Annotated in this window: 15 protein-coding genes and 1 pseudogene; 8 read left to right on the top strand and 8 right to left on the bottom strand. The window is 71.6% G+C overall.

Features of this window, described 5'->3' with window-relative positions:
* Nucleotides 1-70 precede the first annotated feature (70 nt).
* Together JGR68_RS01395 and JGR68_RS01390 are read right to left on the bottom strand one after the other, a co-directional pair.
* On the bottom strand, nt 71-622 hold the full coding sequence (locus JGR68_RS01395) for a DUF924 family protein (protein WP_199360056.1): 552 nt from the start codon (nt 620-622) through the stop codon (nt 71-73).
* Nucleotides 619-1395: an AMP nucleosidase gene (locus tag JGR68_RS01390; protein WP_199360055.1), complete on the bottom strand. Its 777-nt coding sequence runs from the start codon at nt 1393-1395 to the stop codon at nt 619-621. The genes JGR68_RS01395 and JGR68_RS01390 overlap by 4 nt, the downstream gene beginning before the upstream one ends.
* 328 nt (nt 1396-1723) lie before the next feature.
* Between JGR68_RS01390 and JGR68_RS01385 the strand changes: the two are divergent.
* From JGR68_RS01385 to JGR68_RS01360, 6 genes and pseudogenes are all read left to right on the top strand, one after another.
* A pseudogene (locus tag JGR68_RS01385) lies at nt 1724-3010 on the top strand (amidohydrolase); the annotation flags it as partial.
* A complete protein-coding gene (locus JGR68_RS01380; protein WP_199363257.1) occupies nt 3007-4488 on the top strand; it encodes an amidohydrolase family protein in 1482 nt (493 codons plus the stop codon). The pseudogene JGR68_RS01385 and the gene JGR68_RS01380, both read left to right, overlap by 4 nt.
* 119 nt (nt 4489-4607) lie before the next feature.
* The gene (locus JGR68_RS01375; protein WP_199363248.1) at nt 4608-4775 is read left to right on the top strand and encodes a hypothetical protein; all 168 of its coding nucleotides are present in this window, start codon (nt 4608-4610) and stop codon (nt 4773-4775) included.
* A gap of 118 nt (nt 4776-4893) precedes the next feature.
* Entirely contained in the window at nt 4894-5835 is a 942-nt protein-coding gene (locus tag JGR68_RS01370; protein ID WP_199363245.1) for a DegV family protein, read from the top strand.
* A gap of 65 nt (nt 5836-5900) precedes the next feature.
* A complete protein-coding gene (locus JGR68_RS01365; protein WP_199363243.1) occupies nt 5901-6239 on the top strand; it encodes a hypothetical protein in 339 nt (112 codons plus the stop codon).
* Complete coding sequence (locus JGR68_RS01360) at nt 6229-7002, top strand: ATP-binding protein (protein ID WP_199363241.1); 774 nt, start codon at nt 6229-6231, stop codon at nt 7000-7002. The genes JGR68_RS01365 and JGR68_RS01360 overlap by 11 nt, the downstream gene beginning before the upstream one ends.
* A gap of 258 nt (nt 7003-7260) precedes the next feature.
* Here JGR68_RS01360 and fghA read toward each other — a convergent pair whose 3' ends face one another.
* From fghA to JGR68_RS01340, 4 genes are all read right to left on the bottom strand, one after another.
* Complete coding sequence (gene fghA / locus JGR68_RS01355; protein WP_199363238.1) at nt 7261-8091, bottom strand: S-formylglutathione hydrolase; 831 nt, start codon at nt 8089-8091, stop codon at nt 7261-7263.
* Between the two features lie 25 nt (nt 8092-8116).
* Nucleotides 8117-8830 carry an NAD(P)H-binding protein gene (locus JGR68_RS01350; protein ID WP_199363236.1) on the bottom strand — a complete coding sequence of 238 codons (714 nt, stop codon included), beginning with the start codon at nt 8828-8830 and terminating at the stop codon, nt 8117-8119.
* A gap of 10 nt (nt 8831-8840) precedes the next feature.
* Entirely contained in the window at nt 8841-9950 is a 1110-nt protein-coding gene (locus tag JGR68_RS01345) for an S-(hydroxymethyl)glutathione dehydrogenase/class III alcohol dehydrogenase (RefSeq protein ID WP_199363219.1), read from the bottom strand.
* 67 nt (nt 9951-10017) lie between these two features.
* On the bottom strand, nt 10018-10293 hold the full coding sequence (locus tag JGR68_RS01340) for a metal/formaldehyde-sensitive transcriptional repressor (RefSeq protein ID WP_199363217.1): 276 nt from the start codon (nt 10291-10293) through the stop codon (nt 10018-10020).
* Nucleotides 10294-10421: 128 nt separating this feature from the next.
* On the opposite strand from JGR68_RS01340, the gene JGR68_RS01335 reads away from it, so the two are divergent.
* Both JGR68_RS01335 and JGR68_RS01330 read left to right on the top strand, forming a co-directional pair.
* Nucleotides 10422-11297: an alpha/beta hydrolase-fold protein gene (locus JGR68_RS01335; RefSeq protein WP_199363215.1), complete on the top strand. Its 876-nt coding sequence runs from the start codon at nt 10422-10424 to the stop codon at nt 11295-11297.
* Between the two features lie 66 nt (nt 11298-11363).
* Complete coding sequence (locus tag JGR68_RS01330) at nt 11364-11936, top strand: NADPH-dependent FMN reductase (RefSeq protein ID WP_199363213.1); 573 nt, start codon at nt 11364-11366, stop codon at nt 11934-11936.
* A 16-nt stretch (nt 11937-11952) separates the two neighbouring features.
* Here JGR68_RS01330 and JGR68_RS01325 read toward each other — a convergent pair whose 3' ends face one another.
* Both JGR68_RS01325 and ppc read right to left on the bottom strand, forming a co-directional pair.
* The gene (locus tag JGR68_RS01325) at nt 11953-12585 is read right to left on the bottom strand and encodes a glutathione S-transferase family protein (RefSeq protein ID WP_234446549.1); all 633 of its coding nucleotides are present in this window, start codon (nt 12583-12585) and stop codon (nt 11953-11955) included.
* A gap of 55 nt (nt 12586-12640) precedes the next feature.
* Nucleotides 12641-15493, bottom strand: a complete 2853-nt coding sequence (gene ppc, locus JGR68_RS01320) for a phosphoenolpyruvate carboxylase (protein WP_199363211.1) — start codon at nt 15491-15493, stop codon at nt 12641-12643.
* Nucleotides 15494-15645: the final 152 nt, after the last annotated feature.

Here is a 15645-nt window from a genome sequence, read left to right as displayed (position 1 = left end):
ATCCGTGGCAAAAGAACAGACGCCCCCCCGCGAAGCGCAATGCCCGCCCCGCCGCGAACTCCAACCGGGATCAGAACCCGCCGCCCGCGTCCAGCCAGGCCTGTTCGTCGGCGCTGCTGGCGCGGCCGAGGGTGTGGTTGCGGTGCGGGAAGCGACCGAAGCGTTCGATGACCTCGAAGTGCTGCACGGCGTAGTCGGTGTAGGTCTCGCCGAGTTGGGACATCAGGGCCACCGAACGCTCCTGCTCGAGCAGGTCTTCCGAGTGCTCGAAGGGCAGGTAGCAGAACACGCGCAGCGCCGGGTGGACTTCGCGGTCGAGCCCGGCCTCCAGCATCCGCCCGGCGTAGTGCAGGGCCAGCGGGTCGGTGGCGTAGGAGTGCGCGCTGCCGCGGAAGATGTTGCGCGGCACCTGGTCGAGGAGGATCAGCAGCGCCAGGGCGCCATCGGCCTCGTCCATCCAGCCTTCGAGCTCACGGCGCGCCGCGGCGAAGTGCGCCGCCTCCAGCCTCCCGCGCACCTCCGCGTCGAAGGCCGCGCCGCCGTTGAACCATTTCGAGGGCCCGGCATCGCGCCAGAACTCCACGATGGCGCGGGCGTCAGGGACTGCAGCGGAGTCGCTCATTCGTCGAACCTCATGTGACGCACCGACTTGCCGTGGCGGCGGATCAGCCGCAGCGCCTCGATGCCGGTCTGGATGTGGCCCTCGACGAAGCGCGTGCTCACCTGCGCGTCGGAGGCCTCGGTCTTGACGCCCTCGGGGATCATCGGCTGGTCGCTGACCAGCAGCAGCGCGCCGCAGGGGATGCGGTTGGCGAAGCCGGCCGCGAAGATGGTCGCGGTCTCCATGTCGATGGCCATGCAGCGCATGGTGCGCAGGCGCTCCTTGAACGCGGCGTCGTGCTCCCAGACGCGGCGGTTCGTGGTGTAGACCGTGCCGGTCCAGTAGTCGAGCCCGGCGTCGCGGATCGAGGTCGAGACCGCGCGCTGCAGCGCGAACGCCGGCAGCGCCGGGACCTGCGGCGGCAGGTAGTCGTCGCTGGTGCCTTCGCCGCGGATGGCGGCGATCGGCAGCACCAGGTCGCCGAGCTGGTTCTTCTTCTTCAGCCCGCCGCACTTGCCGAGAAACAGCACCGCCTTCGGGCCGATCGCCGACAGCAGGTCCATCAGCGTGGCCGCGTTGGGGCTGCCCATGCCGAAGTTGATCATGGTGATGCCGTCGGCGGTGGCGCTCGGCATCGGGCGGTCGGTGCCGACGATCTCCGCGCCGGTGAGGCGGGCGAAATGGCCGAGATAGCCGCCGAAGTTGGTGAGCAGGATGTGCTCGCCGAAGCCGTCGAGTGGCACGCCGGTATAGCGCGGCAGCCAGTTCCCGACGATCTGGTCCTTCTCCTTCATGCATTCCTCCGTTTTTTTGCTCCGATTCTGGCATGTGGATCGCGGCTGTAGCCGCTCCTACAGGAGAGCGGTGCTGCTGTAGGAGCGGCTACAGCCGCGATCCCGGTCGCCCAACCACGACTTTCCGGCCATTGCCGTGTGCCCCGCCGCGCGGCTAGGGTGGCCGGAGAACCCCGGGGAACTCCGCATGCGACTCAAGACCCACGCCGCGCTCGCCGCGGCGCTCACCCTCGCGCTGGCCACCGGCTGCGCGACCACCAGCGCGGCATCGCGCAGCGGCGACGGCCCCCGCCGCGACGCCGCCTCCAGCGGCTCGCCCGGCGACGCCTATCCCAGCACCTACCAGCGCATCGCCAGCGCGCCGGTCCTGGTCAGCGGCGCGACCGTGCTCGACGGCACCGGCAGGCGCCTCGAGGGCGCTGACGTGCTGATGCGCGACGGCGTGATCGTCGCCGTCGGCGTCGGCCTGGACGCGCCTGCCGACGCGGTGCGCGTCGACGGCCGCGGCAAGTGGGTGACCCCCGGCATCATCGACATCCACTCGCACCTGGGCGTCTACCCCAGCCCGGGCACGGCGTCGCACAGCGACGGCAACGAGATGACCTCGCCGGTCACCGCCGCGGTCTGGGCCGAGCACTCGGTCTGGCCGCAGGATCCCGGCTTCCACGCGGCGCTGGCCGGCGGCGTCACCAGCCTGCAGATCCTGCCCGGATCGGCCAACCTGGTCGGCGGGCGCGGCGTGACGCTCAGGAACGTGCCGGCCACGACCTACCAGGGCATGAAGTTTCCCGGTGCCCCGCACGGCCTGAAGATGGCCTGCGGCGAGAACCCCAAGCGCGTCTACGGCCAGAAGGGCGGCCCGGCCACGCGCATGGGCAACGTCGCCGGCTACCGCGCCGCGTTCATCGAGGCCGCCGAGTACCGCGACAAGCGCAAGGGCGGCGACGGCGACAGCAAGGGCAACGGCAACGGCAAGCGCGACCTCAAGCTCGAGACCCTGGCCGGCGCGCTGGATGGCGACATCCTCGTGCACATCCACTGCTACCGCGCCGACGAGATGGTGACCATGCTCGACCTCGCCGACGAGTTCGGCTTCAAGGTCGCCGCCTTCCATCACGGCGTGGAGGCCTACAAGATCGCCGACCGCCTGGGCCGCGAAGGCGTCTGCGGCGCGCTCTGGGCCGACTGGTGGGGCTTCAAGATGGAGGCCTTCGACGGCATCCAAGAAAACGTCGCCCTCGTCGACCGCGCGCCCGGCGGCTGCGCGATCGTGCACTCCGATTCCGACGAGGGCATCCAGCGCCTCAACCAGGAAACCGGGAAGGTCATGGCCAATGCGCGCCGCGCGGGCATCACCATCACGCCCGAGCACGCGATCACCTGGCTGACCGCGAATCCCGCGAAGGCCATGGGCATCGCCGAGCGCACCGGCACGCTGGAGGTCGGCAAGATGGCCGACGTGGTGCTGTGGAACGGCAACCCCTTCAGCTCGTACGCGCTGGCCGAACAGGTGTGGATCGACGGCGCGCGGATGTACGACCGCCACGATCCCGCACGCCAGCCGCGCTCGGACTTCATGCTCGGTCGCGGCGCCGGCGCGGGAGGCGTGCGATGAGCCGCCACGACTGCGGGAGCAGCCACGGCCTCGACTGCCGGAGCGGCTACAGCCACGATCCTGCGGGCCACTCCAGTCCCGACTGTGGGAGCGGCTACAGCCGCGATCCGGGCAAGCCGGGCTGCACCGGCCATGGCGGCGGAGAGCGGAGCAGTCCCGCAGGCCGATCGCGGCCATGGCCGCTCCTACAGGGGGGCGCGCTGGCGGTCCTGCTGCTGGCTTCGACCGCGGCGGTCGCGCAGGACCTGCTGATCCGCAACGCAACCGTGCACACCGCCACCGCGCAGGGCACGCTGCAGGGCACCGACGTGCTGGTGCGCAACGGCCGCATCGCCGCCGTCGGCACCGGCCTGGATGCGGGCGGGGTTCCGGTGGTCAACGCCGAAGGCCGTCCGCTCACGCCCACCCTCTTCGGCGGCATCAACGGCATCGGCATCGAGGAAGTGTCCGGCGAGTCGGCGACCGTCGACGGCCGCCTGACGCTGGGCGAAGGCGCGCACGACATGCGCGTGCGCCCGGAGTTCGACGTCACCCTCGCCTACAACCCCGACTCGCTGCTGGTGCCGGTGGCGCGCGTCGAAGGCATCGGCTTCAGCCTGCTGGCGGCGGGCACCGGCAGCGGCGGCTCGATCATCGGCGGCCAGGGCGCGGTCATGCGCCTGGACGGCGGCGATGCGCCGGCGGGCCCGAAGCTGCTCTTCATCGACCTCGGCGGCCGCGCCGCCAACCTCACCGGCGGTTCGCGCGCGGCGCAGTGGATGCTGCTCGACCAGCTGGTCGACGAGGCCGAAGGCCGGCTGCCGCCGGCGTCGCACATGGCGCTGCTGACGCCCGCCGGACGCGCCACCCTGCAGCGGCACCTGCGCGGCGCGTTGCCGCTGGTGGTCGCGGTGGACCGTGCGGCCGACATCCGTCAGCTGCTGCGCTGGTCGAAGCGGCACGGGTTCAAGGTCGCGATCCGCGGCGGCGGCGAAGCCTGGCGCGTGGCGCGCGAGCTGGCCGCGGCCCGGGTGCCGGTGTTCGTGGATCCGCTGGACAACCTGCCGGCCAACTTCGACCGCGTGCACGCCAGCGAGCGCAACGCCGCCGTGCTGCGCGAGGCCGGGGTTGAGGTCGGCTTCACCCAGGCCGGCGATGCCGCGCACAACGCCCGCAAACTGCGCCAGCTGGCCGGCAACGCCGTCGCCCACGGCCTGCCCTGGGACGCGGCGCTGGCCGGCCTGACCCGGGTGCCGGCACGGACCTTCGGCGTCGACGGTGAGATCGGCGCGATCGCACCGGGCCTGCGCGCCGACCTGGTGCTCTGGGACGGCGATCCGCTCGACGTCGCCAGCCTGGCCAGCCAGGCCTGGTTCGACGGCCGCGCGATCGACATGCGCTCGCGCCAGACCGAGCTGCGCGACCGCTACCTGCGCGCCGAGCCCGACGCCGCGCGCGGCGAGCTGCCGCGGGCCTATCCGGGCGGCGGCGACCGCTGATCCGCCGCGTGCAGCGCCCGCCCACGCGGCGGGCGCTGCACGCGCGGATTGACCCCGGTCAACATCCGCGCGCGCGTCCTGGCCAATGATGGACTCCGGTCACCTGCGAGAGTCCTGCCATGCATCCCGTCTTCGTCGAGCTTTTCGCGCGCCCCGTCGGCTGGCTGCTGATCGGTGGCACGCTGATCATGGTGGGCATCGGCATCGGCGTGCCGCTGTTCATCCGCTATCGCGAGCGCGTGGAGCGCGCCGGCGCCGATCGCCCGGACCGCACGCAGGCCGGCTGACGCCGCAGGCCAGGCACCGCGGCACGCCGCCGAATGCGCGCGCGGTCACCCTGCAGGCGTGACCCAGGCCACATTGCGTGCGACGATCGCGGCGGGAAAACTGCCAGAGGGGCGTGCAATGCGTATCGGTCTCGTCGTCGATTCGGCCTGCGACCTGCCGCGTGACTTCCTGGAGGGCGAGCGGGTCGAGCTGCTGCCGATCACCGTGCGCATCGGCGACGCGGTCCAGGTCGACCATCGCGACGAAGCGCAGACCCTGGCCTTCCTCGAATCGCATATCGCCGAACGCGGCGCCAACGCCGAGACCATCCCCTACACGCCCGAACAGATCCGCGACCTGTTCCTCGAGCGCCTGGTGGTCGAGTACGACTACGTCTTCTGCATGACGATCACCGGGTCGCGCAGCCCGATCTTCGCCAACGCGCAGAAGGCGAGCTACATGATCCTCAACGACTACAAGCAGCCGCGCGCCGCGGCCGGCAACAGCACGCCGTTCGCGCTGCGCGTGATCGACACCCAGAACCTGTTCTGCGCCCAGGGCATCCTGCCGATCGAGGCCGCGCGCCTGCGCGCCGCCGGCGAGCAGCCGCCGCGCATCCGCACCCGTCTGGAAGAGCTGGCCAACAGCACCTATGGCTACCTGGTGCCGCGCGACCTGTACTACATCCGCAACCGCGCGCGCGCCAAGGGCGACCGCAGCATCAGCATGCTGAGCGCCGCGCTGGGCACCGCGCTCGACATCAAGCCGGTGCTGCGCGGCTTCCGCGGCGAAACCGGGCCGGTGGCGAAGATCAAGGGTTTCGAGCCCGCGGTGGAGAAGCTGTTCGAATTCGCCGCGCGACGGGTGCAGGCCGGCCTGCTGACGCCCACGGTCACGCTCTGCTACGGCGGCCAGCTCGACGAGATGCGCGCGCTGCCCGGCTATGCCCGCCTGCGTGATGCCTGCGCCGGCCAGAACGTCGAGGTGTTCGAGAGCGTGATGAGCACCACCGGCATGGTCAACGTCGGGCGCGGCGCGATCGTGGTCGGCTTCGCCGCGCCGGAGCACCGCTTCGACTGAGCACGCAACGCCTGTTTAACGGCCCGGCGCTAAGCTTGTCCGGACGCCAGACAACGGACCACCGCATGCCGACGCGCTATTTCATCGCCATCCCCGACCCGGCCGCCACCCGCGGTGGCGCGTTCGCCTTCAGCGCCCACGGCGCCGAGGCCTTCGCACAGGAGCTGCAGGACGCACTGCGCGGCGACAGCCTGTTCGAGCGCTGGCGGGCCACGCAGGACGAGCCCGACGAGGTTGATCCCCTCCTGGGTGCCACCGATCCCGCCGCCCAGGTCGAAGGCACGCAGCGCGAGCAGCGCGTCGAGCTGGTGGCCACCACGGCCCTGCGCGGCGACGTCTTCAAGCACCGCATGCGCCTCCTCGCCGGCAACGCCTGGGAGCTCCGCGACGTCCGTGCCGGCTGAGCCCGACGGCGCGCGTCCGCGCGCGCTGCTGGCCTGGAGTGGCGGCAAGGACGCGGCCTGGACGCTGCACACGCTGCGCGGCCAGGGCGCGGTCGACGTCGTCGGCCTGCTGTCGACGATCACCGAAGGCGAGGAACACGCGTCGGGCCAAGGCGTCCACGTCGACGTGCTGCGCGCGCAGGCCGCGGCCGCTGGCCTGCCGCTGGTGGAAGCGCGCATTCCACCGGACTGCGACAACCCGCGCTACGAGGCTGCCTTCGCGAACGCGCTTGCCAGGGCCCGTGACCGCTGGCCCGGCATCGACCAGATCGCCTTCGGCGACCTGCGGCTGGCCGACGTCCGCGCTTGGCGCAAGGCGCTGTGCGCGCGGCTCGGCTGGACGGCGCTGTTCCCGCTGTTTGGCGCGGACACGGCCGCCATCGCGCGGGAGATGATCGCCGGCGGTCTGCGGGCATCGCTGTGCCGCGTGGATACGCAGCAGCTCGACGCCGGATTCGCTGGCCGCAGCTTCGATGCCGGATTGCTCGCGGCGCTGCCAGGCGGCATCGATCCCTGCGGCGAGAACGGCGAGTTCCACACCTGCGTCTGCGCGGGGCCAATGTTCGACACGCCACTGCTGCTGGAACAGGAAGCGCCCGTGCTCCGCGACGGCCGCTTCGCCTGCGTGGAGTACCACGGCACAGCGCGCCACGCCACGCCACCGCCCGCGTTAACAGCCCCAGCGGCATCCACGCAGATCAACCCCACGCCCCGCCTTCTGTAGGAGCGGCTACAGCCGCGATCGCCAGGTCACCCGGAGGCTCAACCCGCAGGGGGCGCCAGGGAGTTTTCCCGCCCGCCATATCGCGGCTGTAGCCGCTCCTACAGGAAGGGCTCCGCAAGTCCTATCGCGGCTGTAGCCGCTCCTACAGGAAGGGCTCCGCAAGTCCTATCGCGGCTATAGCCGCTCCTACAGGATGGTTTCTGCTCTATCCGTGTGGATCCGCGCCATCCGCGTGATCCGTGGCAAAAAAGCCCTGCCCTAATCCCTCAACGCCGCCGCATGGTGCGCGATGTGGTCGCCGATGAAGCTGGCGATGAAGTAGTAGCTGTGGTCGTAGCCGGGCTGCATGCGCAGGGTCAGCGGGTGGCCGGCGGCGTCGCAGGCGGCCTGCAGCAGCTGCGGGCGGAGCTGGCTTTCGAGGAATTCATCGGCCGCGCCCTGGTCGACCAGGAGCGGCAGCCTTTCGGACGCCGACTTCACCAGTTCCACGGTGTCGTGCTGCTTCCACGCCCCGCGGTCGTCGCCGAGGTAGGCGGCGAACGCCTTTTCGCCCCACGGCACCTGCGAGGGCGCCACGATCGGCGAGAACGCCGAGACGCTGCGGTAGCGGCCGGGGTTCTTCAGCGCGATGGTCAGCGCGCCGTGCCCGCCCATCGAGTGCCCGCTGATCGCGCGGCGGTCGCTCGCCGCAGGATCGGCTTCGACCCAGGCCGGCAGCTCGTCGACGATGTAGTCGTACATGCGGTAGTGCGCCGCCCAGGGCTCCTCGGTGGCATTGACGTAGAAACCCGCGCCCTTGCCCAGGTCGTAGCCGGGCGCATCCGCGACGTCGTCGCCGCGCGGACTGGTGTCGGGCGCGACGAGGATCAGGCCGTGCTCGGCGGCGTAGCGCTGCGCACCGGACTTGGTGATGAAGTTCTGCTCGGTGCAGGTCAGGCCCGAGAGCCAGTACAGCACCGGGCAGGGTCCCTGCTCCGCCTGCGGCGGAAAGTACACGCCGACGGTCATGTCGCAGCCGAGGACCTCGGAGCGGTGGCGGTAGACATCCTGCCAGCCGCCGAAGCTGGCGCGGTGTTCGAGGCGTTCCATGGCGTTTCTCCGGACGATCAGTGGATCAATGGGAAGGATGGCTCGGATCGGACGCGGCGACGCGCCCGCCCTGCATGCGTTCGGACTCGAGCAGCTGCCGTCCACGCGCCTGCGGGACGACCGACACCAGCGCCGCCGCCACGTCGTCGGCGGCGATGGCGCGGACGCGTGCGGGCACCAGCGGGCGGAACCAGCGGTCCGCGGCGGCGGCCAGGCCTTCGCCGCGGCGCGGCGGCTGCCCCAGCGCGGACCGGTCGCCCAGCAGCAGCGAAGGCCGCGCGATCACCAGGGCGTCGAGCGGCAGGGCCAGCAGCGCGTTCTCCAGCTCGCCCTTCACCCGGCTGTAGAACAGGTGCGAGCGCGCGTCCGCGCCGGTCGCGCTGACCAGCCCGATCCGCCGCGCGCCCGCGGCCACCGCGGCCTGGGCCACGGCCAGGCTGGCATCGAAATCCACCGCGCGGAACGCGGCGCGGCTGCCGGCAAGTCTGATGGTCGTGCCAAGCGCGAGGTAGGCCTCGTCCAGCGCCGGCAGGGCCGGCATCCGGGCGAAGTCGACCAGGTGGACCTGCAGCTTCGGCGCCTCCATCGCGAGCGGGCGGCGCACCAGCGCATGGACCTGCGCGACGCCGGGATCCGCGCACAGGCGCGCGAGCAGCGCGCGCCCGACCAGGCCGCTCGCGCCGGCGACGGCGACGACGCGTCCACCCGCGACCTGGCCGGTCCCGTCATCGCTGCGCATGGCCGCGGGCTCAGTAATGGATCACCGTGCGGATCGACTTGCCCTCGTGCATCAGGTCGAAGGCCTCGTTGATGCGCTCCAGCGGCAGCGTATGGGTCACGAACGGCGCCAGCTGGATGTCGCCGCGCATCGCATCCTCGACCATGCCCGGCAGCTCGCTGCGTCCCTTGACCCCGCCGAACGCGGTGCCGAGCCACTTGCGCCCGGTGACCAGCTGGAACGGCCGGGTCGAGATCTCCTTGCCCGCGCCGGCCACGCCGATGATCACGCTCTGGCCCCAGCCGCGGTGCGCGCATTCCAGCGCCGCACGCATCACCTCGACGTTGCCGATGCATTCGAAGCTGTGGTCAACGCCCCAGCCGGTCATCTCGACGATCACCTGCTGCACGGGCCGGTCGTGGTCCTTCGGATTGACGCAGTCCGTCGCGCCCATCTCCTGGGCCAGGGCGAACTTCGCCGGATTGGTGTCGATCGCGATGATGCGCCCGGCCTTGGCCTGCTTCGCGCCCTGGATCACCGCCAGGCCGATCGCGCCCAGGCCGAACACGGCCACGCTGTCGCCCTCGGCCACCCTGGCGGTGTTGTGCACCGCGCCGATGCCGGTGGTCACGCCGCAGCCGAGCAGGCAGGTGTGCTCCGGGTTCGCTTCAGGATTGACCTTGGCCAGCGAGACTTCCGCGACCACGGTGTATTCGCTGAAGGTCGAGCAGCCCATGTAGTGGTAGACCGGCTTGCCGTTGAAGCTGAAGCGCGTGGTGCCGTCGGGCATCACGCCCTTGCCCTGGGTCGCGCGCACGGCGACGCACAGGTTGGTCTTGCCCGAGGTGCAGAACAGGCACTCGCCGCATTCCGCGGTGTAGAGCGGGATCACGTGGTCGCCGGGCTGCACCGAGCTCACGCCCTCGCCCACTTCGACCACGATGCCGGCGCCCTCGTGGCCGAGCACGGCCGGGAACACGCCTTCGGGGTCCTCGCCCGACAGGGTGAAGGCGTCGGTGTGGCAGAGCGCGGCGTGGGTGATCTTCACCAGCACCTCGCCCTTCTTCGGGCCTTCGAGGTCGAGCTCGACGATCTGCAGCGGCTGTCCGGGTTCGAAGGCGACGGCGGCACGGGTTTTCATGGTCTGCTCCAGGAAGGCGATGCGGTGGGGATGGGCGCGGCGCGGCCGCGGCCTCGCGTGGGATGGCTCATTTCAGGTACGAACGGATCAGCCCGGTCATCTCGGCGACCCGCAGGGCGCGTTCGTCGTCGTCGTGGGCGGCGTGCCCGAACTGCTCGCGCAGGTGCGACTCCAGCACCTCGCTCATCAGCCCGTTGACCGCGCCGCGGATCGCCGCGATCTGCTGCAGCACCGGCGCGCAGTCGGCGCCCGTCTCGAGCGCGCGCTCGAGCCCCTCGCACTGGCCGCGGATGCGGCGGATGCGGGCCAGGACCTTGCGTTTTTCTTCCGGCGAATGCGGCACGGGTGCCCCGGGTGGATAGTGGGGGGCAGTATACCAGCCCGATGGCCCCGATCCTGGGCCGCCCTGGGATCCAGGTGCGCACCTGGGCCGCTACCCGTGGCGCATTCGCCGCCGTTAGACTCGACCACATGCTTCGAATCCGGCTCTCCACTGCGCTGCTGCTCGCGGCTGCGCTCAGCGGCTGCGCGGGCACGCCGGCGCCCCCGACGGCTGCCGGCGGCATCCCAGGCCGCGCGGTCGAGTCCGCGCCGCTGGCCGCGCTGGAAGGCGGCTATTTCCCGCTGGTGGCCGAGTCCAGCGGCCGCACCCACCACGTCCACGTCCGCGTGCCCGAAGGCTACGACGCCGATCCGCAGCGTCGCTGGCCGGTGGTCTACCTGCTCGACGGCGACAGCCTGTTCCCGCTGCTGGCCCCGACGCACCTGTTCCTCGGCTACGACGAGGGCCTGCCGGAAGCGATCATCGTCGGCATCGCCTATGGCGGCTTCGACCCGGCGATCAACCGGCGCAACGTCGACTTCACCGCCACCGGCGCGGACACCGCCCCGGACCAGGGCGGTGCGGAGGCGTACCTCGCGTTCCTGCGCGACCAGGTGCTGCCCGGGGTGGAGCGGCGCTATCGCGCCGACGCCAGCCGCCGCGTGCTGGTCGGCCAGTCGCGGGGCGGCTACTTCGTGCTCTGGTCGGCGCTGCGCGATCCCGACCTGTTCTGGGGACGCATCGCCAGCAACCCGTCCCTGGCGCCTGCGCGCGAACAGCTGTTCGACGCGCCCGGCACGCACCGCCGCGATGACCTGGCCGTGGTCGTCGCCAGCGGCGCGCGCGACACCGCCGAGCGCGTGCGCAACGCCGCCGACTGGCATGCCAGCTGGAGCCGGCGCGCGGATGCGCCCTGGGACGTCGAGCTGGTGGTGCTGCCGGACGGCACCCACGCGGCGTCCATCGGCGAGGCCTATCGCCTGGCCATGCTGCACCTGTTCCGCGACGCGCTGCCGTCGCCGTAACACGCGCCGGCACATACTCGGGCGGCACAGCCTGGCTTCTCCGGCCACCCACTGCAGGAGCGTCCCATGAAGACCTACAACGTCGGCTACCTGGTCGGCAGCCTCGCCAGTGAATCGATCAACCGCAAGCTCGCCAACGCGCTGTTCAAGCTCGCCCCGGAGCAGCTGCGCTTCACCGAGATCGCCTACGCCGACCTCCCGCTCTACAGCTATGACTACGACGCCGACTATCCCGAGGCCGGCCGCCGCTTCAAGAAGGCCATCGAATCCTCGGACGCGATCCTCATCGTGACTCCGGAATACAACCGCTCGATTCCCGGCGGCCTGAAGAACGCGATCGACTGGGCCAGCCGTCCCTGGGGCACGAACTCGTTCGCCAACATCCCCTCGGGCGTGATCGGCACCTCGCCCGGCGCGATCGGTACCGCGGTCGGCCAGCAGCACCTGCGCAGCATCCTCGGCTTCCTCAACTCGCCGCAGATGAACTCGCCCGAGGCCTATATCCAGTTCAAGGACGGGATGCTGGACGACGCCGGCGAGATCGCCGACGAGGGCACGGCCAAGTTCCTGCGCGGCTATATGCAGGAATTCCACGACTTCGTCGCGCGCGTGCTGACCGTGTTGCCGCGCGGCGCGTAAAAGGGGTGACCCGGCCTCAGTCCGCTTTGGGCATCAGCGCGTCATCGAGCGCCCTGGCGCGGCGGTAGGCTTCGCGCCCGCGCAGGCGTTCGGCCCAGGCGGCGAAGGCCGGGCGCTGCGGGATCGACTTGAACGCCAGGCCGAAGTCGACCTGGCTGCCGACGTAGACGTCGGCTGCGCTGAAGCGCTCACCCAGCAGCCACGGCGAGGCCGACATGGCCGCCTGCTCGAGCAGGTCCATGGCCTGGTCGTAGCTGCCATAGCCGACGAAGCCCGCCTTCTCCAGCGGCGGCAGCTGGCCCAGCGCATTGGCGGTCACCGCCGCCTCGACCGGGCCGGCGGCGAAGAACATCCAGCGCAGGTAGGTGCCGCGCAGCGGGTCGTCGAACGCCGGGGCCAGTCCGGCCTGCGGGAAGGCATCGGCCAGGTAGGTGCAGATCGCGGCCGCCTCGGTGACCACCACCCCGCGGTGCTGCAGCGCCGGCACCTTGCCCATCGGATTGATCGCGAGGTACTCGGGCGACTTCATCGACGTGCCGTAGTCCTGCACCACCGCGCGATAGGGGACGCCGAGTTCCTCCAGCATCCAGCGCACGATGCGGCCGCGGGACATCGGATTGGTGTGGAAGACGAGTTCGCTGTCGGCCATGGCGGGCACCCGGTTGCGATGAGGGACGACCACGGTACTCCCGCGGCCGCGGCCGTCAACCGGTGTTCTGGATGCCGGCGGCGATGCCGTTGACGGTGGCGAACAGCGCGCGCAGCAGCGATTCGTCCTCGCGCCCGCCCGCGCGCCAGCGGCGCAGCAGCTCGACCTGGAGCAGGCTGATCGGGTCGACGTAGGGATTGCGCAGGCGGATCGACAGGCGCAGGCGATAGTCGCTGGCGAGCAGCTCGTCCTGGCCCTTGATCGCGAGGATCGCGTCGCGGGTGCGCGAGAATTCGTCGGCGATGCCGGGGTAGAACGCGGCGTGGGCGTCGCCGGCCAGCTGCGAGTAGCGCGCGAAGATGTCGAGGTCGGACTTGGCCAGCAGCATCTCGACGTCGTCGAGCGCCGCGGCGAAGAACGGCCAGTCGCGCGCCATCTCCGCCATCGCATCGAGGCCGTGGCGTTCGATGCCGCGTTCGAGCGCGTGGCCGACGCCGTACCAGCCGGTCAGCCCGGAGCGGTTCTGCGACCACGCGAACACCCACGGGATCGCGCGCAGGTTGGCGATGCCGCCATCGCGGCGGCGCGAGGGCCGCGAGCCGATCTGCAGGCGTTCGATCACGTCCACCGGTGTGGCCGCGCGGAAGTAGGCGTCGAAGCCGGGATCCTCGTGCACCAGGGCGCGGTAGCAGGCGCGCGAATCCGCGGCCAGCCCGTCGACCACCGTCCGCCAGTCGCGCACGCGCGGGTCGGCCGGCCGCGGCCGCAGGCTGGCGCGCAGCACGGCGCCGGTCATCTGCTCGAGGTTGCGCAGCGCCAGCGCGCGGATGCCGTACTTGCGGTGGATCACCTCGCCCTGCTCGGTCACGCGCATGCGGCCATCGACGCTGCCGCGCGGCGCGGCGATGATCGCGCGCCCGGTCTTGCCGCCGCCGCGGCTGACCGAACCGCCCCGGCCGTGGAAGAACACCAGGCGCACGCCGGCCTCGCGCGCCAGGCGCATCAGGTCGACCTGGGCGCGCTGCAGCGCCCAGCGCGAGGCCATGAGCCCGCTGTCCTTGGCGCTGTCGGAGTAGCCCAGCATCACGATCTGCCGGTCGCCGCGGGCGCGCACGTGGCGGCGGTAGACCGGATCGTCGAACAGGGCGCGCATCACGCCGGCGGCGGCGTCGAGATCGTCAACCGTTTCGAACAGCGGCGCGACGTCGAGCGGGACTTCGCCGGCATGACCCTCCGTGCCGGGCGCGCCGTCCGCGCCGCCCTCGACGCAACCGGCGATCCGCGCCAGCGCCAGCACCGCCAAGGCGTCGGCGGCGCTGCGGCTCATGCTGACGATATAGGGGCCGAACGCGGCTTCGCCGTAGCGTACGCGCGCCGACCTGACCGTGCGGAAGACCTCCAGCGCCTGCGCCGCGGCCCCGGCGTCGGGCACCGCCGGCGTCGGCGACGCGATCAGCGCGTGCAGGCGTTCCAGCCGCTGCTCCAGCGGCAGCGCGCTCCAGTCGTCGAGGCCCTCCAGCGCAGCGAGCGCGGCGTCGTGCGCGGCCGAGTCCTGGCGCAGGTCGAGCGCGGCGAGATGGAAGCCGAAGCTGGTCACGCGCCGGCGCAGGCGGCGCAGGGCGAAGCGGCCGGCATGCTCGCCGCGGTGGGCCGCCAGGCTGGCGTCGACCAGGTCGAGGTCGGCAAGGAAGTCCTGCACACCGTTGTAGGCGGGCCGCCAGGAACCACCAGCGCTGCGAGTGTCGGTGGCGCGGCTGTCGTCGCTGCCGTCCACGTTGGCATTGGCGCCAGCGGGGTCCGTCCCGGTATCGGCGCCAGTGCCTGCCGTCGCCTCGAGGCGCGCCGACATCAGCTCCAGCAGCTGGCGGTAGGGCATGTCCGCCTGGCGCGCACGCAAGCGCGCCGCCGCAGCCGGCATCGCATCGCGATACTGCGCCAGGCGCGCCTCCACCGCCGGGTCCACCCCCGCGCGGTCACGCGTCTGCGTCAGCACCTGGCCCAAGGCGCGCAGCTCGTCGCGGTACTGCCCGAGTACCTGCGCGCGCTGCGCGGCCAGCGCGGCCTCGATGGTCGCGGCGCCGACGTTGGGATTGCCGTCCATGTCGCCGCCGACCCAGGTGTCGAAGCGCAGCACGTCGGGCAGCGCGATGCGCTCGCCCCAGGTCGCTTCGACCGCGTCGGCGAATACCTCGTAGAAGGCCGGCAATACACGGAACAGCACGCCCAGGTAGTGGCCGATGTGGTCGACCTCGTCGGTGACGGTCGGCTTCAGCGGCGGCGCCTCTGAGGTCTGCCACGTGGTGGCCAGCGCCTGGCGGATGCGCGACTCGTCGCTCAGGCGCTCGTCGGGCGTGCGCGTGCGGTCGATGTCGGCCACCAGGCGCTCGACGATCACGCGCTCCTTGGCCAGCAGCGCGCGGCGCACGGCTTCGGTGGGATGCGCGGTGAACACCGGCTCCACCCACAGCCGCGGCAGCAGTGCCTGCAGTTCGTCGAGCGCCACGCCGTCGGCATGCAGCGCCGCCAGCACGGCCTCGAGCCCGCCGGGCTGCGGACCTTCGTCGCTGCGCTGGTGGTCGCGCCGGCGGCGGATGCGGTGCACGCGCTCGGCGAGGTTGATCGCGCCGAACCAGGCCGAGAACGCGCGCACCAGCGCATCCGCGTTCTCCGGCGAGACCGCGGCCAGCTCCGCCGCCAGCGCCTCCACCGGCTCCGCGTTCTCCCGGCGCGCGATCGCGGCGCGCCGCACCGCCTCCACCTGCTGCAGCAGCGCCGGCGAAACCTGCTCGGCCAGCATCTCGCCGACCATCGCCCCCAGCCGCCGCACGTCGTCGCGCAGCAGCGCATCGGTCTCCGCAAAGTCCAGCCGCTCGCGCAGCGGTGCGTCGTGTCCAACAGGAATGGTCATGCGGGGAGGCTACACGGCGGGGTGTGGAAGGAGCATTTTTGCCACGGATTTACGCGGATCAAGAGCTCCATTTACACGGATCAAGCAAGGCAATGGGAGGGGGCCGCGGCGAGGGCGCGACTGCCCGCTTTTTCTGTAGGAGCAGCTATCGC

The organism is Luteimonas sp. MC1750, from assembly GCF_016615955.1.
Taxonomy (GTDB): Bacteria; Pseudomonadota; Gammaproteobacteria; order Xanthomonadales; family Xanthomonadaceae; genus Luteimonas.
This window is presented reverse-complemented; position numbering and strand designations above follow the sequence as displayed.